Annotated in this window: 19 protein-coding genes; 10 read left to right on the top strand and 9 right to left on the bottom strand. The window is 39.5% G+C overall.

What is annotated here, in order from left to right; translation table 11 throughout:
- Positions 1–80 precede the first annotated feature (80 nt).
- Entirely contained in the window at positions 81–998 is a 918-nt protein-coding gene (rdgC, locus tag GQR52_RS02315) for a recombination-associated protein RdgC (protein WP_024589755.1), read from the top strand.
- Between the two features lie 363 nt (positions 999–1361).
- Here rdgC and GQR52_RS02310 read toward each other — a convergent pair whose 3' ends face one another.
- Complete coding sequence (locus GQR52_RS02310) at positions 1362–1598, bottom strand: YgjV family protein (protein ID WP_002962663.1); 237 nt, start codon at positions 1596–1598, stop codon at positions 1362–1364.
- Between the two features lie 288 nt (positions 1599–1886).
- Between GQR52_RS02310 and GQR52_RS02305 the strand changes: the two genes are divergently transcribed.
- Positions 1887–2543, top strand: a complete 657-nt coding sequence (locus tag GQR52_RS02305) for a Crp/Fnr family transcriptional regulator (RefSeq protein WP_002962665.1) — start codon at positions 1887–1889, stop codon at positions 2541–2543.
- Between the two features lie 48 nt (positions 2544–2591).
- Here GQR52_RS02305 and GQR52_RS02300 read toward each other — a convergent pair whose 3' ends face one another.
- Positions 2592–3158, bottom strand: a complete 567-nt coding sequence (locus tag GQR52_RS02300; RefSeq protein ID WP_007377478.1) for a phosphoribosyltransferase family protein — start codon at positions 3156–3158, stop codon at positions 2592–2594.
- A gap of 183 nt (positions 3159–3341) precedes the next feature.
- Positions 3342–4637 (bottom strand): aminopeptidase PepB, encoded by a 1296-nt coding sequence (gene pepB, locus GQR52_RS02295; protein WP_024589754.1) that lies wholly within the window; start codon positions 4635–4637, stop codon positions 3342–3344.
- A 123-nt stretch (positions 4638–4760) separates the two neighbouring features.
- Here pepB and sfsA point away from each other — a divergent pair, with 123 nt between their 5' ends.
- The 8 genes from sfsA (at position 4761) to GQR52_RS02255 (ending at position 11198) form a co-directional block, all read left to right on the top strand.
- Positions 4761–5480 (top strand): DNA/RNA nuclease SfsA, encoded by a 720-nt coding sequence (gene sfsA / locus GQR52_RS02290; RefSeq protein WP_007587160.1) that lies wholly within the window; start codon positions 4761–4763, stop codon positions 5478–5480.
- A gap of 316 nt (positions 5481–5796) precedes the next feature.
- Positions 5797–6240 (top strand): RNA polymerase-binding protein DksA, encoded by a 444-nt coding sequence (gene dksA / locus GQR52_RS02285; protein WP_002962671.1) that lies wholly within the window; start codon positions 5797–5799, stop codon positions 6238–6240.
- 20 nt (positions 6241–6260) lie between these two features.
- Positions 6261–7205: a tRNA glutamyl-Q(34) synthetase GluQRS gene (gluQRS, locus tag GQR52_RS02280; protein WP_165727304.1), complete on the top strand. Its 945-nt coding sequence runs from the start codon at positions 6261–6263 to the stop codon at positions 7203–7205.
- Positions 7206–7283: 78 nt separating this feature from the next.
- Positions 7284–8765 (top strand): polynucleotide adenylyltransferase PcnB, encoded by a 1482-nt coding sequence (gene pcnB / locus GQR52_RS02275; protein WP_206007896.1) that lies wholly within the window; start codon positions 7284–7286, stop codon positions 8763–8765.
- Positions 8766–8769: 4 nt separating this feature from the next.
- Positions 8770–9255 carry a 2-amino-4-hydroxy-6-hydroxymethyldihydropteridine diphosphokinase gene (folK, locus tag GQR52_RS02270; RefSeq protein WP_024593696.1) on the top strand — a complete coding sequence of 162 codons (486 nt, stop codon included), beginning with the start codon at positions 8770–8772 and terminating at the stop codon, positions 9253–9255.
- A 30-nt stretch (positions 9256–9285) separates the two neighbouring features.
- A complete protein-coding gene (gene panB, locus GQR52_RS02265) occupies positions 9286–10080 on the top strand; it encodes a 3-methyl-2-oxobutanoate hydroxymethyltransferase (RefSeq protein WP_007587166.1) in 795 nt (264 codons plus the stop codon).
- Entirely contained in the window at positions 10080–10928 is an 849-nt protein-coding gene (panC, locus tag GQR52_RS02260; RefSeq protein ID WP_007587167.1) for a pantoate--beta-alanine ligase, read from the top strand. Before panB ends, panC begins: the two co-directional genes overlap by 1 nt.
- 33 nt (positions 10929–10961) lie before the next feature.
- Complete coding sequence (locus GQR52_RS02255) at positions 10962–11198, top strand: hypothetical protein (RefSeq protein ID WP_007587168.1); 237 nt, start codon at positions 10962–10964, stop codon at positions 11196–11198.
- A gap of 233 nt (positions 11199–11431) precedes the next feature.
- On the opposite strand, the gene GQR52_RS02250 is transcribed toward GQR52_RS02255, so the two are convergent.
- The 6 genes from GQR52_RS02250 to epd form a co-directional block, all read right to left on the bottom strand.
- Positions 11432–12400 carry a phosphate ABC transporter substrate-binding protein PstS family protein gene (locus GQR52_RS02250; RefSeq protein WP_010554592.1) on the bottom strand — a complete coding sequence of 323 codons (969 nt, stop codon included), beginning with the start codon at positions 12398–12400 and terminating at the stop codon, positions 11432–11434.
- A gap of 115 nt (positions 12401–12515) precedes the next feature.
- Positions 12516–13823, bottom strand: coding sequence for a phosphate regulon sensor histidine kinase PhoR (gene phoR, locus GQR52_RS02245; protein ID WP_024608321.1), 1308 nt, complete (start codon positions 13821–13823; stop codon positions 12516–12518).
- A gap of 65 nt (positions 13824–13888) precedes the next feature.
- Positions 13889–14578 (bottom strand): phosphate regulon transcriptional regulator PhoB, encoded by a 690-nt coding sequence (gene phoB / locus GQR52_RS02240; RefSeq protein ID WP_006791869.1) that lies wholly within the window; start codon positions 14576–14578, stop codon positions 13889–13891.
- A 992-nt stretch (positions 14579–15570) separates the two neighbouring features.
- Positions 15571–16635 carry a class II fructose-bisphosphate aldolase gene (gene fba, locus GQR52_RS02235; RefSeq protein ID WP_007377491.1) on the bottom strand — a complete coding sequence of 355 codons (1065 nt, stop codon included), beginning with the start codon at positions 16633–16635 and terminating at the stop codon, positions 15571–15573.
- A gap of 201 nt (positions 16636–16836) precedes the next feature.
- On the bottom strand, positions 16837–18012 hold the full coding sequence (locus GQR52_RS02230) for a phosphoglycerate kinase (protein WP_165727303.1): 1176 nt from the start codon (positions 18010–18012) through the stop codon (positions 16837–16839).
- 64 nt (positions 18013–18076) lie between these two features.
- Positions 18077–19093: an erythrose-4-phosphate dehydrogenase gene (gene epd, locus GQR52_RS02225; protein ID WP_165727302.1), complete on the bottom strand. Its 1017-nt coding sequence runs from the start codon at positions 19091–19093 to the stop codon at positions 18077–18079.
- Positions 19094–19213: the final 120 nt, after the last annotated feature.

Here is a 19213-nt window from a genome sequence, read left to right as displayed (position 1 = left end):
AACAGTAACAAATCAGTCATTTCGAGATACTGTTTTTATTGCTATGATTGTACAAATTTTTCAAATGGATCAATTCCCCTATGTGGTTTAGTAACCTTATTTGTTACCGCTTTAAGCAAGACGTTTCATATACTCAAGAAGACTTTGATAAAGCATTAGAGCAAGATTTATTTCGCCCATGTACTGGTCAAGAGCTTGCAACATTTGGTTGGACAAAAGCGTTTGGAAAACATGGCGATACGCTATCGCATTTTTCTCAGAAAAGTATTCTAGTTTGCGCTAAACGCGAAGAAAAAGTACTCCCTGCTTCTGTTATTAATGAACTAGTTGCTGAGAAAATTGATCTGATAGAAGCTGAAGAAAACCGCCCAGTTAAAAAGAAAGAAAAAGACGAATTAAAAGAAAACATTCTTCATACTCTTCTACCTCAAGCATTTAAAAAGTCGAGCTTACAATTTGCCTTTATTGACCAAGAAAACGGTTGGGTTGTTGTAAACAGTGGCAGCTTTAATAAAGCAGAAGAGCTACTAGCACTACTTCGTAAATCGTTAGGAACGCTTCCGGTTGTACCTGCGTTTGCTAACTACGACCTAGATGTATTTTTAACTGATTGGTTAACTAACTTTAGTACACCAGAAGGTTTTGCTATTGGCTCAGACGCTGAACTTGAAGAAGCAGACGACAGCGGCGCACAAGTAAAGCTTAAAGGTCATGATCTATCGTGTGATGAAGTTAAATCGCATTTAGAAAGTGGTAAACGCGTAACTAAACTTGCGCTTGACTGGCAAGAGCGTCTTAAGTTTATGCTGCAAAACGATGGCTCTATCAAACGTTTAAGCTACTCTGAAACTCTAAAAGAAGAAAACGCAGATATTCCTAAAGAAGATATGGCTTTAAAACTTGATGCTGACTTTATTTTAGCTTCTGAAGAAATAAAGCAATTACTTGAAGAGCTAACTGCAGGTTTAGGTGACGTTGAAGATTTAGAAAAAGCGTAAATACCATAGTGCCTACCTGCATAAATATTTAAGCAATTTAATGAATTAAATAACATATGTAAGCAGGTTGGTATAACAGATAAAAATCCGATAGCAGTTTACTGCTATCGGATTTTTTTATGAAATTTAGAAGCACTTATTTATATCTTAACCGCGAACAGTATTTAGCTAACGATCGACGTATTAAAACCTAAGATAATCATCTTTTAAGTAGGAGATTACAGCATGGTTCAAAGGTTCATCAAGGTAAGTTATGTAGAGTGATATGAGATTATCTATATACGCTTTAAGCTGGACTGCACAAAAGCTGAAGTTTTTGATTTTAATTAAAACCATTAACTTACTTTGTGCAGATAACTTATTTTAGCTTTTAGCGTCTTCAACTTTAGGTTGGCGATATATTTTTATAATGTGGTATAAATTTACAAGCGACAATAAGCCGTTGGTAAAAATAACAGGCACTGCGCCAATGGCAACACCGTATGCAGTAAATACAATACAACCAAACATGTTGTACCAACGCAGTTTTACTACATCTGTCATTGTTAACGATGCAACCAATAAAGCTGATGCAATATAACCTAAATATTCCCAACTCAATTGTTCTCTCCTAGCCTTTAGGTTAGCATTACATGTACTGCTATCTTATGGCACTTGTAAGTATTGCAAAGTTACAACAAAATAAAAAAGCTAACCTGCTTAAAAAACCTGAAAAAGTTTGCCGGAAAATACCAGCAAATTCTTAAATCATTACACGGGAAATGAAGGTAAAATAATACTCTTAGCAAAGCTAATAATATTAGTAGCAAGTTAGCGTAAATTCTTAGTGTCTTAATGCTATCGTCATTAAGATGTAATAAATAGGACAAATGTCCGAAGAGCACATTGATGTTTCAATACCATTTTTCTAGTTACCTTGTTGATCAGCTTTTAACCTTTGCCGGTAGTAGCTATCAACAATCAAAAAAAGAAGTTCTGATCCATCAAGATCAGCCTTTAAGCAAGCTTGTGCTTGTACGCAGTGGCACTGTGTCGTTTAGTTACGACGTAGGTAATGGACGACGCCTGCTGTTAGGACAATTGGATTGTAACAACACCCTTATTGGTGAAATAGAAGCGCTAAATAATAATCCGTGTATATATACGGTAACGTGCTTTAGCGATGTCACTTATAACCTTATTGAATTAAGGCATTGGCGTGCTCTACTGCTTGAAAAACCAGAACTAAGCTTATACACCGCACAAACTATTGCGGCTAAGTTTCAGGAAAACCAAAAAATCAATTTAGATAAGTTATTACTACCACTTAGCTATAACATAGCTAAAGATTGCTTACTAAGGGCCGAGAACAACAACCCTACGCTACTTAGAGCCTACCCAACTGTAAATGCTGAAGCCGAACGTTTTGCTACCACTGAGCGAGCTTACAGACGTGTTGTTACAGAACTCGTAGAAAAAGGCTTGGTACTTAGAAGTAACGATGGCTTGCAAGCCGTCGATATACCAAAACTAAGTGAATACGTAGATAGCTTTGCTCAGCTTTAAAATAAAAAAAGGCCTTAACGGCCTTTTTTTATTTATGCAAATTACTAATTACTTCTCTAGCAAAATGTCATGAATTTTCGCAAGATCAGATTTACCAGCAATAATTTCATCCGGTGTTAAACCCGATAGTTCATGCGGGAACACTAACCACTCTTCAGATTCATGAATATAATAATCTGGAACAGTGTCTACTTTTGAGTTTTTTGGCTTGTAGTACGGGCATGCAATACGAATATCACGTGGCAAGTTTAAGCGCATAAGCTCTGAAAGCTTTTCTTTTAATGCAACAATACTACGACCTGAGTCAAATACATCATCAACAATTAATAATGAATCACCTGCATTTGCGTTCTCTACAATGTAATGTAATCCGTGTACTTTAATTTCTTTCGACTGTTTACCAATACCGTAATAAGACGATGTACGTACTGCAATGTGGTCAGTCTCAATGCCTTTGTAATCGTAATATTCTTGAACAGCAATACCGATCGGTGCACCACCTCGCCAAATACCAATAATAAAATCAGGACGAAAGCCATCTTGGTATACTTGTGCCGCTACGCGGAACGAATCTTCAAGCAGCTGTTGAGCTGTGATGTAGCACTTATCTGACATAATTAGAAACCCCAGTGGTGGATATAAGATTTGAGCGCAGCTTAGAGTTAAGCAAAAATTAAACTCAAACAGGTATTGGCGACTGATTTTACCGTAAATGAAATAAAATTGCTTGCCTGTAAATTAAAAAATAGGCACCCAAGGGTGCCTATTTTTAGCGTAAAAAGCGTAATTTAGTAAATATTATGCTTTTTCTTGTAAAGTACGAGCAACTGTACGCATACCTTGAGTTGTTGCACCCGCTGCCCATTGACTTGTACTGCCCATGTTAAATGCAGCCGCTAAATCGATGTGTACCCAGCCTTTGCCATCGTTTGGCACAAAGCGCGATAAAAAGCCTGCAGCATTCGATGCACCGCCATAACCGCCACCTTTTTGCGCACGGCTATTTGCCGTATCAGCATAAGGAGATGGGCAGTTTTGTTGATGCCATTTTTCAAGAGGAAGTGGCCAAGCAGCTTCCATTTCTTGAGATGCAAAACTCTCAACTTCACGTACAAGTTCTTTATCAAGTGCAAATAATGCATTGTACTCTTGACCAACAGCAACAAGCGCTGCGCCAGTTAGTGTTGCTGCATCAATAATAAGTGGAGCGCCAGTCTCACCTGCGGCCATTAGGCCATCTGCAAGTACTAAGCGACCTTCAGCATCGGTGTTTACAATTTCAACTGTCGTGCCATTTTTATAAGTAAGAATATCACCTAATTTGTATGCATGACCCGAAATTAAGTTCTCAGCACAACATAAAAACAGTTTAATACGTTTTTCAATACCACGGTTAATAGCCAATGCTAAACCTGCAGTTACTGTTGCAGCGCCGCCCATGTCGCACTTCATACCAAGCATACCTTCGCTTGATTTGATTGAGTAACCACCTGAGTCAAACGTAATACCTTTACCTACAAGCGCTGCACTTACTGGTGCATTTTCGTCGCCTGTTGGGTTGTAATCAAGCTCAAGCAATACTGGCGGGCGAACACTACCGCGACCAACAGCATGAATACCAATCCACTGTTGTTCTAGTAACGCATCACCTTTAATAATTTGGTAACTTACATGCTCAGGCGCTAATGATTGAATAAATTCAGCCGCTTTTTCAGCAAGGCTTTCTGGGTAAATGTCATCGGCAGTCCCGTTAACCATTTCACGTGCCCAAATTGCTGACGTTTTTAAGTGAGCAAGTTCTTTAATATCTGATTGTGCGTTATCAACAAACTCAACACCATTTAACGATTTTGGTGTTACGAAGCCTTGATAAAAAGCCCACTGGCTTTCTGTACACCAAGCATCGCCTGCTAATTCAACGTTTTTAATACCTTGGATTGCAATAGTACGACCAGCTTTTTGAACATTTTTCAATGTTTCTTGCTCAGACAAATGAACAGTTGCACCGCGCTCATTAAAAGACAATGACGCATTATCGCCCCAATGACTCGCTGCTGCTTGTTCGCTTAGTTGAACAACAAATTTTTCACTCATGTTAGAATACCCTTGCACTTAAATGTGCCACCGAGTTTACTATAGAGCGCTTAAGTTCCCAACAGCTTGAGATAAATAACATAAACCACACTGCTGTGCAGTATTTACGCTTTGGAAGTTATCATGAAGTACACGCCAACTCTGCAACCTGCCACCTTATTAAAACGCTACAAACGCTTTTTAGCTGATTTACAATTAAGTGATGGCAGTGAATTTACCGCCCACTGTGCTAATACAGGTAAAATGACGGGATGCGCAGAGCCGGGTTTTGCTGCTTTTTATTCAACAAGCGATAACGCAAAACGAAAATACCCGCATTCATTAGAGCTTACGCAAAATAACTTATCTCAGCTTATTTGTGTAAATACAGCAGTGGCTAATAAAGTAGTAGAAGAAGCAATAAACAATAATGTAATAAGCGAGCTACTCGACTACAGTCAATTGCAAAGCGAAGTAAAGTACGGCAGCGAAAACAGCAGAATCGACTTTTTACTCACAGACGAAAATAAGCCTGATTGCTACGTAGAAGTTAAATCAGTCACATTATTAAGCGAGGATGCACCACAAAGCGGGCAAGGCTACTTTCCTGATGCGCAAACACTGCGCGGACAAAAACATATTCGCGAACTAATAGAAATGATCGAACAAGGCCACCGAGCAGTATTACTGTTCGCTGTTTTGCATGAAGGAATAAATACAGTAAGTGCAGCTGCGCATATTGATAAAAAATACGCCACGCTATTAAGCCAAGCAATAATAGCCGGCGTTGAAGTATTAGCATACAAGGCCACAATTTCTGCTAATGAAGTTTTACTTCATAAAAAAATAGTATTTGCACAATAGTGTATTAAACCAAGGGATTGAACTAAGCGTAATTTACAAAATAAGCAAAGTACTCAAATTAAATAAAGTTATACAAAGTGAATTATAAAAATTAACTTGTTTTTAAAGCTTTTGCCCATATAACAAGGCAAGTTTTAGAAAGCGAATATGTGAATTAATTAAAAGTGTAAATAAACTATTAATACACTTTTTACTCAGTAAGCATGGTTGAAGCTAATTCGATTAATTAAAAATAAATTTGCCTAGGGTATAAGATTCTGTTATTTATACCGCCGGCTAATGCTGAGGCATTAAATTAAGGATTTAGGAGAGAGTTATGCCAGACCAAAAGAAACATGGTTTATTGGCTCAAGCCGGTTTAGAACCATACCAAGAAAAACCAGGCGAAGAGTACATGAATGATGCACAACGTGCTCATTTTAGAGCGATTTTAGAAACTTGGCGTAATGATTTACGTAACGAAGTTGATCGTACTAAATCACACATGCAAGACGAAGCTGCTAACTTTCCTGACCCAGTTGACCGCGCTGCACAAGAAGAAGAGTTCTCTTTAGAACTTCGTACTCGTGACCGCGAACGTAAATTAATCAAAAAAATTGAAAAAACAATTAATTTGATTAAAGAAGATGATTTTGGCTTTTGTGAGTCTTGTGGCATCGAAATTGGCATACGTCGCTTAGAAGCACGTCCTACTGCCGATTTATGCGTAGACTGCAAAACACTTGCAGAAATCAAAGAAAAGCAATCTGGACGCGGCTAATTAATACTTATTAATTAGTTATGTCTCCTACAGCCGTTACTGCGCCTATGCGTAAATATCGCGGTCGTTTTGCACCGTCTCCTTCTGGGCCATTACATTTTGGCTCACTTGTAGCGGCTGTGGGTAGTTATCTAGATGCAAAAGCTAACCAAGGAGATTGGTTAGTTCGTATAGAAGACATTGACACTACGCGCGTGGTTAAAAACGCCGACTCCGATATTCTTAATACCTTACATGCCTACGCCCTTCACTGGGACGAACCTGTTGTATATCAAACGCAGCGTCTGCCTTTATACCAAGATATTACCCACTCACTTTTAAAACAAAAACTTGTTTATGGTTGCACCTGTACTCGCAAACAAATAAAAGCCATTGGCGGTATTTATCAGGGGGATTGCCAAGCACTTAATCATAATACTCAATCCGGTGCGCTTCGCTTAGTTCAGCAACATCCAACGACTCAATTTAATGATTTAATTCAAGGTGATATAACGGTAAATAGCGCCCTTTCCCATGAAGATTACTTAATTAAACGCAGCGATGACTTATTTGCATATCAACTTGTTGTGGTCGTTGATGATATTGATCAAGGGATTAATCGAATTGTAAGAGGTGCTGATTTAATTGAGCCAACCGCTCGGCAAATTAGTTTATTTAAACAACTCGATAGCCCTGTGCCTGAATTTGCTCATTTACCTTTAGCGGTTGCCAAGCCTGGTTTCAAATTGTCTAAACAAAATTATGCTCCTGCCATTAGCAAACAAAATCCAAAGCCTGCTTTAATTAGTGCATTTGAATTTTTAGGATTGCCTGTTATAGCTGATTTAATCGATTTAAATATTGAACAATTAATCGCTTGGGGAATTAAAAACTTTAGCTTAAAACAGGTACCACAAGTATCCGAAATACAAATTTCTCAGCATCCACGTAGTCAGAAAGTCCAATTTACACATTTAAGTAAATAAAATAGCTAAAAACGGCTTAATTTCAACACATCAACTTAATTTTTAAACCCTGCTGGTATATGATAGCCGCCTAAATATATGCTAATTACGTCAAACAGCTTGTACTGGGCTATAACCGCCCCATTTGCTGTAACTTTTGATTGCGATGCAGAGTCAATCACACCTTCTAGGAGACAGACTATTATTTCCAAGCTTTTTCAATTTTGCCGACAAATAATCGGCCCGAATACAAGTGCACAAAGCGCTTCTGTAAGCAGTGAACCTATTGTTGTCACTCGTGGTGAGCATGGTATTTCTCGCAAACAATTTAGCCCAAATGCAATCAAAGTATTATACCGCTTAAAAGACGGTGGCTACGATGCCTACCTTGTTGGTGGTTGTATTCGCGATATATTGTTAGGCCAACAGCCAAAAGATTTTGACGTAGTTACTAATGCCACGCCAGATCAAGTAAAAAAACTATTTAGAAACTGTCGCCTTATTGGTCGCCGCTTTCGTTTAGCACATATTGTATTTGGCCGTGAAATTATTGAAGTGGCGACTATGCGTGGCCACCACGAAGCGCAAGAAGACAAAAATCAAATAAGCCAATCAAGCGATGAAGGCCAATTACTACGTGACAACGTATTTGGCAGTATTGAAGAAGATGCAGAACGCCGCGACTTTTCAATCAATGCACTTTATTACTCAATCAAAGATTTTAGTATTCACGATTACGCCAACGGCTTAGCGGCAATTAAAGCTAAACAAATTGAGCTAATCGGCGACCCTGAAACGCGTTACCGCGAAGACCCTGTTCGTATGTTACGTGCAGTTCGCTTTGCTACTAAACTTGATATGAGCATTGCGCCTAAAAGTGAAAAGCCAATTAGCGAGCTTGCAAGTTTGCTTGATAACATTCCGCCGGCACGTTTATTTGAAGAAATTCTTAAGCTGTTTTTAAATGGCAAGGCCGAAGCTAACTTTTTAATGCTGCGTAAGTACGGCTTATTCCGCTCACTGTTTCCTGAGCTTGATAAAATCTTAGATAAAAACCCAAGTGGCTTAGAACACACGCTTATTCAGCAAATGTTTCAAAATACCGACAAACGTATTAATGCCGATAAAAAAGTAACACCAGCGTTTATTTTTGCCGCACTACTTTGGTTCCCGCTGCTTGAACGTACTAAAAAGATTCAAAGCCAAGAGCAACTTGCAGAATACGATGCTTTCGCACAAGCAATGAATAAAGTACTAAGCGATAACTCACAACACATTGCGGTTCCTAAACGCTTTACTTTAGGTGCTCGCGATATTTGGCATATTCAGCATCGTTTGGATAAACGCGCAGGCCAACGTGCTTACAGACTAACGCAGCAACCTCGCTTTAAAGCCGCCTACGACTTTTTACTCTTACGCGTAGACGCGGGCGAAACACAGCATACTGAGCTTGCCCAGTGGTGGACACAATACTTAAGCCAAGATATAAACGGCCAAAAAGAGATGGTTAAAAACTTAGGCCACCAAGGTGGTCCTAAGCCGCGAAAGCGCCGTCGACCTACTAAAAAGCCAGCTGAGTAATAACATGTACTGTGTTTATTTGGGTTTAGGTGCCAACCTAAACTCACCAAAAGAGCAGCTTGATAACGCGGTAATCGCGCTTAAAAAGCTGCCTAATTGTGAATTTATAAACGTATCGCATTACTATGCAAGTAAGCCTATGGGCCCACAAGATCAACCAGACTATATCAATGCAGTAGCGTGCATTAAAACGACCCTTGAGCCAGAGCAATTACTTGATTTAACGCAACGTATTGAACTTGAGCATGGTCGAGTAAGAAAGGCTGAGCGTTGGGGTCCACGCACACTTGATATCGATACTCTATTATTTGATGATCAAATTATAAATACGGTGCGCTTAACTGTGCCTCATTATGGTTTGAATAATCGCGAGTTTGTGGTTTATCCACTATTAGAGCTTGCACCTGAACTTATTTTACCTAGCGGCATTGCATTAAAAACCATTGCAAATAATTTACCGCTCAACGACTTACAACAATTACCTCTGTAATTAACCTAGGCTTTTGCCTGCGAGGATATTATGTCTAAAATAACCGTTTCTACTTTAAATAAAATGAAAGCAGAAAATAACAAAATTACTGCATTAACAGCCTACGACGCTAGTTTTGCAAAGTTATTTCATGATAACGGCGTTGAAGTTATTTTAGTGGGCGACTCTTTGGGCATGGTACTACAAGGCGGCGATGACACCCTTGGCGTAACCAATCAAGATATTGCATATCATACCCGCTGTGTACGCGCTGGTAGCCGCGAATTATTTGTAATTGCTGACTTACCTTTTATGACCTACTCAAGCGTAAGTGATACTTGTAAAAATGCAGCTGAGCTTATGCGCGCTGGCGCAAACATGATTAAGCTTGAAGGCGGAGAATGGCTTTACGAGAGCATTAAAACGCTTACTCAACAAGGTATTCCAGTTTGCGGGCATTTAGGCCTTACACCACAGTCAGTACATGTATTTGGTGGCTTTAAAATACAAGGTCGCGAAGAAGACAAAGCACAAAAAATGATTGATGACGCAAAAGCACTAGAAGCTGCTGGCGCGCAATTATTAGTACTTGAGTGTATTCCAAGTGCATTGGCAAAACGCATTACAGACGCCCTGAGCATCCCAACTATTGGTATTGGTGCGGGCAGTTTAACTGACGGCCAAATACTGGTAATGCATGACCTTGTTGGTATTTCAGCAGGTTACATTCCTAAATTTTCTAAAAACTTTTTGCTCGAAACAGGCAATATGCCTGCAGCCGTTCAAAAGTATTGTACAGACGTTAAAAATGGCGCGTTTCCAAGCGCTGAACACGAGTTTAAATAATGCAGTCAATTACTGAAATCAGATCGTTACGTAGTCAAATTAAAGCGTGGCGCCAAGCGGGTCTTAGCGTGGCACTCGTGCCAACAATGGGCAACTTGCATCGTGGGCATTTTTCGCTAGTAGAAAAAGCAAAAAACTTAGCCGATAAAGTCGTTGTGAGTATTTTTGTTAACCCAATGCAATTTGGTGCTAACGAAGATTTAGATAACTATCCTCGTACACTAAACGAAGATAAACAAGGCCTTGCAGAACTAGGCACTGATATTGTATTTACCCCAAGTGTAGAGACAATTTATCCAAATGGACTTGGCGCACAGAGCTTTGTAGATGTGCCTGATATTTCATTAGGTTACTGTGGTGGCTCACGCCCTGGTCACTTTAGAGGTGTTGCCACGGTAGTTACAAAATTATTTAATCTTGTACAACCCGATTACGCCTGCTTTGGTGAAAAGGATTTTCAGCAACTGCAAGTAATTAAAACCATGGCGCGCGACCTATCAATTCCGGTCGAAGTTATTGGTGTACCTACAATGCGAGAAGTTTCTGGCCTTGCTATGAGCTCGCGTAATGGTTACTTATCTGATGAGCAAAAAGCGACTGCAACCGTATTATTTAAAGCACTTAATACATGCGCTGAGCAACTTAAAAGCGGCGAAAAAGACTTCGTAAAACTTGAAAGCTTAGCTAAACAGAGCTTAGAGCAAGCTGGCCTAAAGCCAGACTATTTTGAGATTGCTCAACGAGATACATTAAAAACTGCTACAATCGAAGATACTCAATTTGTTATTTTAGCCGCAGCCTATTTTGGTGGTGTTAGATTGATCGACAATATTCAAGTCGAAATTTAATATTATTGCGACTCCATTTTAAGGATAAGAAGCATGCACACTTTAATAAAAACAAGCGTAGTCGCCCTTACTTTTGCACTATTAGTAGGTTGCCAAAACCAAGTTGAAAACCCTGAAATGAATCAGTGTGCTCAACAAAATTACCAATGCGAAAGTACATGTGAACAGCAAACAACTGCTGAGGGCTTAAAGCAGCAAGTATGCTCTGGTAAATGTGTTGAGAGCTATAATCAATGTAAAGCACAAGCCGAAAAATTAGGTAATATTTAATTCCTTAAAGTTTTTAGTTTTAGGCATAAAAAAACCGCTCAGTGAGCGGTTTTTTATTGCCTATGGTTTATCATACCAATTTTATTAAAAACATGACCATTCTAGTGTATTAAATAACTCACTAACTACGTTAAAAATTATTTATATAGAACAACTATGTATCATAATTTTAGCCTTGTTATTGCGCTATTTTCTTATCGCTATAATAACTCACTAATTTAATGCAATTGGTATTAGTTCAAACCCAGCTTTTTAAGTTCTGTTTTTACTAGCTTTGCAGAAAGTGGTACATAACCATCTTTTTCTACAATTTGCTGACCATCTTTTGAAAGTACCATTCTTAAAAATTGTTCTTCCATAGGTGATAGTGGCTTATTCGGGTGTTTATTCACATAAACATATAAAAAGCGCGATAGCGGGTATTTACCTTGCGCAACGTTATCAAGTGTTGCATCAACAAAGTTATCGCCTTTTTTAGCAAGCGGTACTGTACGTACGCCAGATGTTTTATAGCCGATACCAGAGTAACCAATTGCATTTAATGAAGATGAAATTGACTGTACTACCGATGCAGAACCCGGTTGCTCATTTACGTTATTACGGAAATCACCTTTACACAGTGCTTTCTTTTTAAAGTAGCCATAAGTACCTGACACTGAGTTACGTCCATAAAGCTGAACGTCTTTAGCAGCCCAATCGCCTGTTAGGCCGACATCGCTCCAACGATTAACTTGCTCTGGTGCGCCACATTTACGAGTAGATGAAAAAATAGCATCTACTTGGTCAATACGAAGACCTTCAATTGGGTTATCTTTATGTACAAATACAGCAAGTGCATCAATAGCTACGCGAACTTCTGTTGGCTTATAACCGTAACGTTTTTCGAACGCTTCGATTTCTTTAGATTTCATTTTACGGCTCATTGGACCTAGGTTAGCTGTACCTTCGGTAAGTGCCGGTGGCGCAGTAGAAGAACCTGCCGCTTGAATTTGAATATTTACATTTGGGTAAATACGTTTGTACTCTTCAGCCCAGAACGTCATCATGTTGGCTAAAGTGTCAGAACCTACTGATGAGAAGTTACCTGAAACACCACTAATTTTTTGATACTCAGGAATATCTTGATCTAAAGCAACTGCTTGTGCAGATACGAAAGTTGTAACAGCCACACCCATTGCGGCAACTAAGTTTTTAAATTTCATGTAGGGTTCTCCGGTTTGTTCGTCCCATTTTCTAACTGCTGCCCACTCTAAAGTGAGTACATGACAGTTACATTACTCTTAAATGACACTTTTATGACTTTGCTTTTCAGCCTAATTACTTAGCTAGCGAAACTGTCTTATCTATTGAAAATTCGAAAGAAAAACACGAACCTTTGTTAACTTCACTGCTAATATTTAATTTACTATCGTGGCGCGTTAGTACATGTTTTGTAATCGCGAGCCCTAAGCCTGAGCCACCTGTTGTTCTGCTGCGGGCTTTATCAACACGATAAAAACGCTCAGTTAAACGGTTAATATGCTCTGGCGCAATACCATCACCATTATCGGTAACACTAAAACACGCTTTATTGTTTTTGCGCTGCCAACAGACTTCCACTTTGCCACCGGGTTTAGTGTAATGAATGGCGTTAAATACTAAATTAGAAAACGCACTACGCAGTTCATCCTCAGAGCCTTTAATATCGAGGGTTTTATCAATATTAAAAATAAGCTCATGGCCTTTGTCTTGATTAATTGAGTTTGCCTCAGTGTGAATATAACCAAGTAATTGCGGTACGTTTATGGCTTTATCATTGTCTTGGCGACGAGCACCTTCAATACGCGAAAGCGATAGTAATTGGCTGACTAAGCTATCCATGCGCTTGCATTGTTCAAGCATAGTATTTTGCGCTTTGTTCCACATTGCTGGCGGCGGCATCATGTCGCCATCCATCATCTCAAGATACCCAGTAACCACTGTAAGCGGTGTACGTAGTTCGTGTGACACATTGGCTACAAAGTCTTTACGCATCTGTTCTAGCTGTTTTAAGCGCGTTACATCACGCACAACAACCATAAGTTGCGTGCTTGCATAAGGCATTACCCTAAATTCTAGTACTTGCTCAATGCTATGGCCGTTATCCAGCTCAAGCGCGTCGTCAAATTCACCTTTGTGCATGTATTTAGCAAACTTAGGTTCGCGAATTAAATTATCAAGACGCTGACCATGATCGGTTGGCCACTGCAAACCAAGCACTTTAAGGGCTAATTGATTACACCACACAATACTTAAATCGTTTTGTAATACCACTACCGCATCAGGTACTGCTTCAGCCCCATCGCGAAAGCGACGAATTAAATCAGCAAGCTCATTACGTTTTTTACGATTACGATGCTGTAGATGATAAATACCTTCGAACACTTGCTCCCATGCACCCTCGCCCTCAGGTGGATTAAAGCTACGTTGATTAAGTAGCCAATCGCTCAAACGATAAAGTTGATGGTAGTGCCAAATAAGGAGGGAAAAAGATCCTAAAAATAAAAGCAAAAATGGCGCGCCAACCAGCACACCAATTAATAGTAAGGGTAAAAAATAGATAAACAGGCGCTTTACTAACGCCTGCTTATTAACAACTCGATACATACACTCACTTTACCTTAGAGTAGTAATACATGCGTATTTCATACATTAGCTAAGCTTTAAGCTGATCACAGCTTACTTGAAAAACGATATCCAGCACCACGTACAGTTTGCACCAAACGGTCATGTCCAAGTGGGCCAATTGCTTTACGCAGACGACGAATGTGCACATCAACCGTGCGATCTTCTACGTAAACATTAGTTCCCCATACATGATCAAGCAGTTGTTCACGGCTATAAACACGCTCTGGGTGAGTCATAAAAAAGTGCAGTAATCTAAATTCGGTTGGCCCCATATCAAGCTCGTTACCTTCTGAGGTAACACGATGCGAAATAGGGTCTAAACGCAGGCCATGTACTTCAATAGCTTCTTCTAATGAGGTTGGCGATACACGGCGAATAACCGCTTTAATACGCGCCATAAGCTCTTTAGGAGAAAACGGCTTAGTTACGTAATCGTCAGCACCTACTTCAAGACCGCGTACTTTGTCTTCTTCTTCGCCACGGGCTGTAAGCATAATAATTGGGATTTGACGGGTGTGTTCGTTTTGCTTAAACTTTTTAGCAATTTGAATACCGCTTCCACCTGGTAACATCCAATCAAGTAAAACCATATCTGGGTAAGGTTCAACCATAGCTGCAATAGCAGAGTCGTAATCTTCTGCTTCAATTGCTTGAAATCCATTTTGCTCTAAAACAAAAACCAACATCTCCCTGATAGGAGCTTCGTCATCTACGACTAGTACTTTACGTGACATTCCAATTTATCTCTTACGCTATCGAATTAGTTTTCATTATTATGACTAAGTATGACATTTTTATGAAAGTGTAACGTGTAAATTAAAATGGTGGTAAAAAAAACACAAATTAGTGACAAAAAACCTCATTAACGTCATATTTTTAAAACCTTTTTAATATTTAACGTAATAAAAAGAGATTTACGATAAATTTATAAAATAGCTAATTTTTGAAATTATCTACTTTTTGTCGCTAATTAAATCATTAAATAATACAAAATCAGCTGGGATCATTGTTTTACTAACCAAGACATTTTTACAGATCGATCGTTTAAAAGTAGCTTTAAAGCTATTTTAAAATTAACAAACCCGCCTGTGTAACAATCAATACGTTTAAAAATAGATCTAAATTTTACTAAGCCCAAAATAAAGGATCAGATTTTTACCAAGCCGATCCACTCTCAGATCAGAGTTGTACCTAGTCAAAGCCATAAGTTGTTGATTGTTTATACAAATAAATAACGATCAAATTATCTCAGAGCCTAAAATAGCGAAAAAGTGTATTTGGCTTAGTAAAGTAATGATCCGAAAAGGCTATGTTAGTAAATGCGTGATCCCAAAGTACGGCGTTGATAGTACAGCGATCTGATCAATAGAAGCCGTAACCTGCAATATAAAAAGGGCTGACATTAAAAAAGCCAGCAACAAAGTTACTGGCTTAGGGCCTGTTGACCTTTCAGGATTAAAATTTGTTCAATCTAGGGGCGATTTAATCGCGGCGTGAGGTTTGTAACCTAGCGGGCTAAGTAAAAACCGAGCAACAAAGAGTAAATTGCCCCTAGGCAGAACCCTTCGGGCAGCGCATGTTTGGCATTTATTCCACGTTATCGCCTATTTATGGGGAATAACCACACTGCATAGGCTCTGCCTTGCCTAAATACCAAACATACTGCTGCAAATTTAACCTCGAAAGATAAACAGGCCCTAATAATGATCAATTATAAATTGATCTATTATCTAATTTTAGGGTCTAGTTCGCCGCTTAAGTATTTAAGGTGCATTTCATCAAGTGAAATTGGCTTAATTTTACTAGCCTGACCAGAAGTACCAAACGAGTTATAGCGCGCAACACAAATCTCTGTCATTGCTTTTGTAGCTTCAGCTAGGTATTTACGTGGATCGAAGTTAGATGGGTTAAGCGCCATATGACGGCGAATAGCACCGGTAGATGCTAAACGTAAATCGGTATCAATATTTACCTTACGAACACCAAACTTAATGCCTTCAACAATCTGTTCAACTGGCACACCATAAGTTTCTGGAATTTCGCCACCATACTGATTAATAATTTCTAACCATTCTTGAGGAACTGAAGATGAACCATGCATCACTAAATGCGTGTTAGGAATACGTGCATGAATCGCTTTAATGCGGTCAATCGCTAAAATGTCATCTGTTGGTGGGCGAGTAAATTTATAAGCTCCATGCGAAGTACCACATGCAATTGCAAGTGCATCAACATGTGTTTTATTTACAAAGTCAGCCGCTTCTTCAGGGTCTGTTAGCATTTGCTCAGTGGTTAGTATACCTTCTGCGCCAACACCATCTTCTTCGCCAGCTTCACCTGTTTCAAGTGAACCAAGTACACCTAGCTCGCCTTCAACCGATACGCCACAAGCATGCGCCATAGCAACAGTTTCGCGCGTTACTTCTACATTGTATTCGTAGCTTGAAGGAGTTTTGCCGTCGCTCATTAACGAGCCATCCATCATTACTGATGAAAAACCAAGCTGAATTGAACGCTGACATACACCTGGCGATGTGCCGTGATCTTGGTGCATAACAACGGGAATATGTGGCCATTCTTCAACGGCTGCTAAAATCATATGACGAATAAATGGAGCACCAGCATAAGCACGTGCGCCAGCTGATCCCTGAACGATTACTGGGCTGTTTGTTTTGTCAGCCGCTTCCATTATTGCGCGCATTTGCTCTTGATTGTTAACGTTAAAAGCAGGTACGCCGTAACCATGCTCTGCTGCATGATCTAAAAGTTGTCGCATACTGATTAAAGCCATTGGGTATTCTCCAATTTATCGACAGTAGTTCCCTACCATCTAGTTTGAACGGATGTGTTAGTTTGGCGTTATAACAACGCCACGAAAAACCACTGCTTTGCAGTAATATTCCGTCTAAATTAACTATTAAATTAGGGTGAGAGGTATTTAATAATTAATTGTCGGTGAGGGCTATTACCCCCTCACCTTACGCTACTAAAATTACTTAGCGCGCGACTCTAGCATTTCAACTGCTGGAAGTTTTTTGCCTTCTAAAAACTCTAAGAACGCACCACCACCAGTAGAAATATAAGAAACTTTATCGGCAATGCCGTATTTATCAATTGCGGCTAAGGTATCACCACCACCAGCAATTGAAAACGCATTTGAGTTAGCAATTGCTTGTGCAATAGCACGTGTGCCATTACCAAATTGGTCAAACTCGAACACGCCAACAGGGCCATTCCATACAACAGTGCCCGCATTTGCAATAATTTTTGCAAGCTTGCTCGCTGTATCAGGACCAATATCAAAAATCATATCGTCGCTTGTTACTTCGCTTACATCTTTAAGCGTAGCTACAGCAGATTCAGAAAACTCATTACCAACAACTACGTCAGTCGGTACCGGAATTTCACCATTATTAGCAATCGCTGCTGCACATAAGCGGTTAGCTTCATCCATTAAATCTGGTTCGTAAAGCGATTTACCAACTGGGCTACCTGATGCAGCAATAAAGGTATTTGCAATACCGCCACCGGTAACTAATTGGTCAACAATTTTAGAAAGTGAATCTAAAACGGTTAGCTTAGTTGAAACTTTAGAACCACCAACAATCGCCACTAATGGACGAGCTGGGTTATCAAGTGCTTTGCCTAACGCTTCTAGTTCAGCTGATAACAATGGACCTGCACATGCCACATCAGCAAATAAGCCAACGCCATGCGTAGATGCTTGCGCACGGTGAGCCGTACCAAATGCATCCATTACATATACATCACACAGTGCTGCAAGTTGCTTAGATAACGCTTCGTCGTTTTTCTTCTCGCCTTTGTTAAAGCGCACATTTTCAAAAACAACCACTTCGTTATCAGCAATATCAACACCGTTTAGATAATCTTTTTCTAAACGTACAGTTTGCTCAAGGGCATCGTTTAAGTAATCAGCGACAGGTGCTAGCGAAAACGCTTCATCATATTCCCCTTCCGTAGGACGGCCAATGTGTGACATAACCATTACTTTAGCACCCATCTCAAGCGCTAATTTAATAGTAGGTAGTGCTGCACGAATACGCGCATCTGACGTCACTTTACCTGCTTTAACTGGTACATTTAAATCTTCACGAATTAATACGCGTTTGCCGTTTAAATCTAAATCTGCCATTTTTATGACCGACATGAACATCTCCTTAGTTAACGATACTGAACCTGAAAAATACGTTTAAAATTATTATATTAATAAATTACTTATTCACTGCCATCATAGCACGCGCTGTGTCGAGCATACGATTAGCAAAACCCCATTCGTTATCACACCATACTAATAACTTTATCAGTCGTTTGTGACTAACACGTGTTTGTGTGCCATCAATAATACAAGAATGTGGGTCGTGATTAAAATCAACCGACACAAGCGGCTCTTCGGTATAACTTAAAATACCTTCTAAGCGGTCTTTTGCTTGTGCTTTAAGTGCGTTATTTACTGCGTTTAAATCTACATCGGTATTAACCGTTACACTTAAATCCATTGCCGTGACATTTATAGTCGGTACACGTACGGCGATGGCTTCAAAACGGCCTTTAAATTTAGGTAAAATACGGTCTATACCACGGGCGAGCTTTGTATCAACTGGAATAATTGATTGGCTTGCAGCGCGAGTACGGCGTAAATCATGATGATAACCATCAATCACTTGTTGATCGTTCATCGACGCATGAATTGTTGTAATAGCGCCCGACTCAATACCAAATGCATCATCTAATACTTTAATAACCGGCACAACACAGTTAGTTGTGCACGAGCCGTTAGACACAATTGTGTGCTCGTTTTTAAGCTCATCGTCGTTAATGCCATACACAATCGTAGCATCAACATCGTTATCGGCCGGATGCGAAAACAACACCTTTTTAGCGCCTGCGGTAATATGTAACTGCGCATGTTCACGTGAGTGATAAACACCTGTACATTCAAGTACAACGTCTACATCGAGCGTTTGCCAAGGTAATTCAACTGGGTTTTCTTCACAAAAAAGTGCAATGGTATCGCCTGCAACACTAATGGTGTCTTCACCAAGTTTTACAGGAAAAGAAAAACGACCGTGGGATGTGTCGTATTTTAATAAATGAGCAATAGCTTCAGGATCAGCAAGTTCGTTAATCGCAACAATTTTTATATCGTCGCTCAAACCAGACTCGTATAACGCGCGGACAATATTTCGACCAATACGACCAAAACCATTAATTGCAAGTTTGATTGCCATGAAATATAAAATCCACTCTTTTAGCGTGCAGATAAAGGCAATACGCCTTTTAGATGGCTGTATTGTAATCGACCTTGAGCATTATTATAAGAGGGTAGCATTAGAAACTTTAAATTAAGG

Source organism: Pseudoalteromonas sp. 31A1 (assembly GCF_011378815.1).
Lineage (GTDB): Bacteria > Pseudomonadota > Gammaproteobacteria > Enterobacterales > Alteromonadaceae > Pseudoalteromonas > Pseudoalteromonas arctica.
Note: the sequence above shows the minus strand (reverse complement) of the source record. Positions and strands in the feature narration are given on the sequence as shown.

Bases quoted from the DNA above. Each gene is read 5' to 3' on its own strand.
- dksA (WP_002962671.1), top strand. From the start codon at position 5,797: ATGCCAGACCAAAAGAAACATGGTTTATTGGCTCAAGCCGGTTTAGAA.
- rdgC (WP_024589755.1), top strand. From the start codon at position 81: ATGTGGTTTAGTAACCTTATTTGTTACCGCTTTAAGCAAGACGTTTCA.
- pcnB (WP_206007896.1), top strand. From the start codon at position 7,284: ATGCTAATTACGTCAAACAGCTTGTACTGGGCTATAACCGCCCCATTT.
- epd (WP_165727302.1), bottom strand. From the start codon at position 19,093: ATGGCAATCAAACTTGCAATTAATGGTTTTGGTCGTATTGGTCGAAAT.
- GQR52_RS02255 (WP_007587168.1), top strand. From the start codon at position 10,962: ATGCACACTTTAATAAAAACAAGCGTAGTCGCCCTTACTTTTGCACTA.
- GQR52_RS02305 (WP_002962665.1), top strand. From the start codon at position 1,887: ATGTTTCAATACCATTTTTCTAGTTACCTTGTTGATCAGCTTTTAACC.
- GQR52_RS02250 (WP_010554592.1), bottom strand. From the start codon at position 12,400: ATGAAATTTAAAAACTTAGTTGCCGCAATGGGTGTGGCTGTTACAACT.
- panC (WP_007587167.1), top strand. From the start codon at position 10,080: ATGCAGTCAATTACTGAAATCAGATCGTTACGTAGTCAAATTAAAGCG.
- pepB (WP_024589754.1), bottom strand. From the start codon at position 4,637: ATGAGTGAAAAATTTGTTGTTCAACTAAGCGAACAAGCAGCAGCGAGT.
- phoR (WP_024608321.1), bottom strand. From the start codon at position 13,823: ATGTATCGAGTTGTTAATAAGCAGGCGTTAGTAAAGCGCCTGTTTATC.
- fba (WP_007377491.1), bottom strand. From the start codon at position 16,635: ATGGCTTTAATCAGTATGCGACAACTTTTAGATCATGCAGCAGAGCAT.
- gluQRS (WP_165727304.1), top strand. From the start codon at position 6,261: ATGTCTCCTACAGCCGTTACTGCGCCTATGCGTAAATATCGCGGTCGT.
- GQR52_RS02300 (WP_007377478.1), bottom strand. From the start codon at position 3,158: ATGTCAGATAAGTGCTACATCACAGCTCAACAGCTGCTTGAAGATTCG.
- folK (WP_024593696.1), top strand. From the start codon at position 8,770: ATGTACTGTGTTTATTTGGGTTTAGGTGCCAACCTAAACTCACCAAAA.
- panB (WP_007587166.1), top strand. From the start codon at position 9,286: ATGTCTAAAATAACCGTTTCTACTTTAAATAAAATGAAAGCAGAAAAT.
- GQR52_RS02230 (WP_165727303.1), bottom strand. From the start codon at position 18,012: ATGTCGGTCATAAAAATGGCAGATTTAGATTTAAACGGCAAACGCGTA.
- sfsA (WP_007587160.1), top strand. From the start codon at position 4,761: ATGAAGTACACGCCAACTCTGCAACCTGCCACCTTATTAAAACGCTAC.
- phoB (WP_006791869.1), bottom strand. From the start codon at position 14,578: ATGTCACGTAAAGTACTAGTCGTAGATGACGAAGCTCCTATCAGGGAG.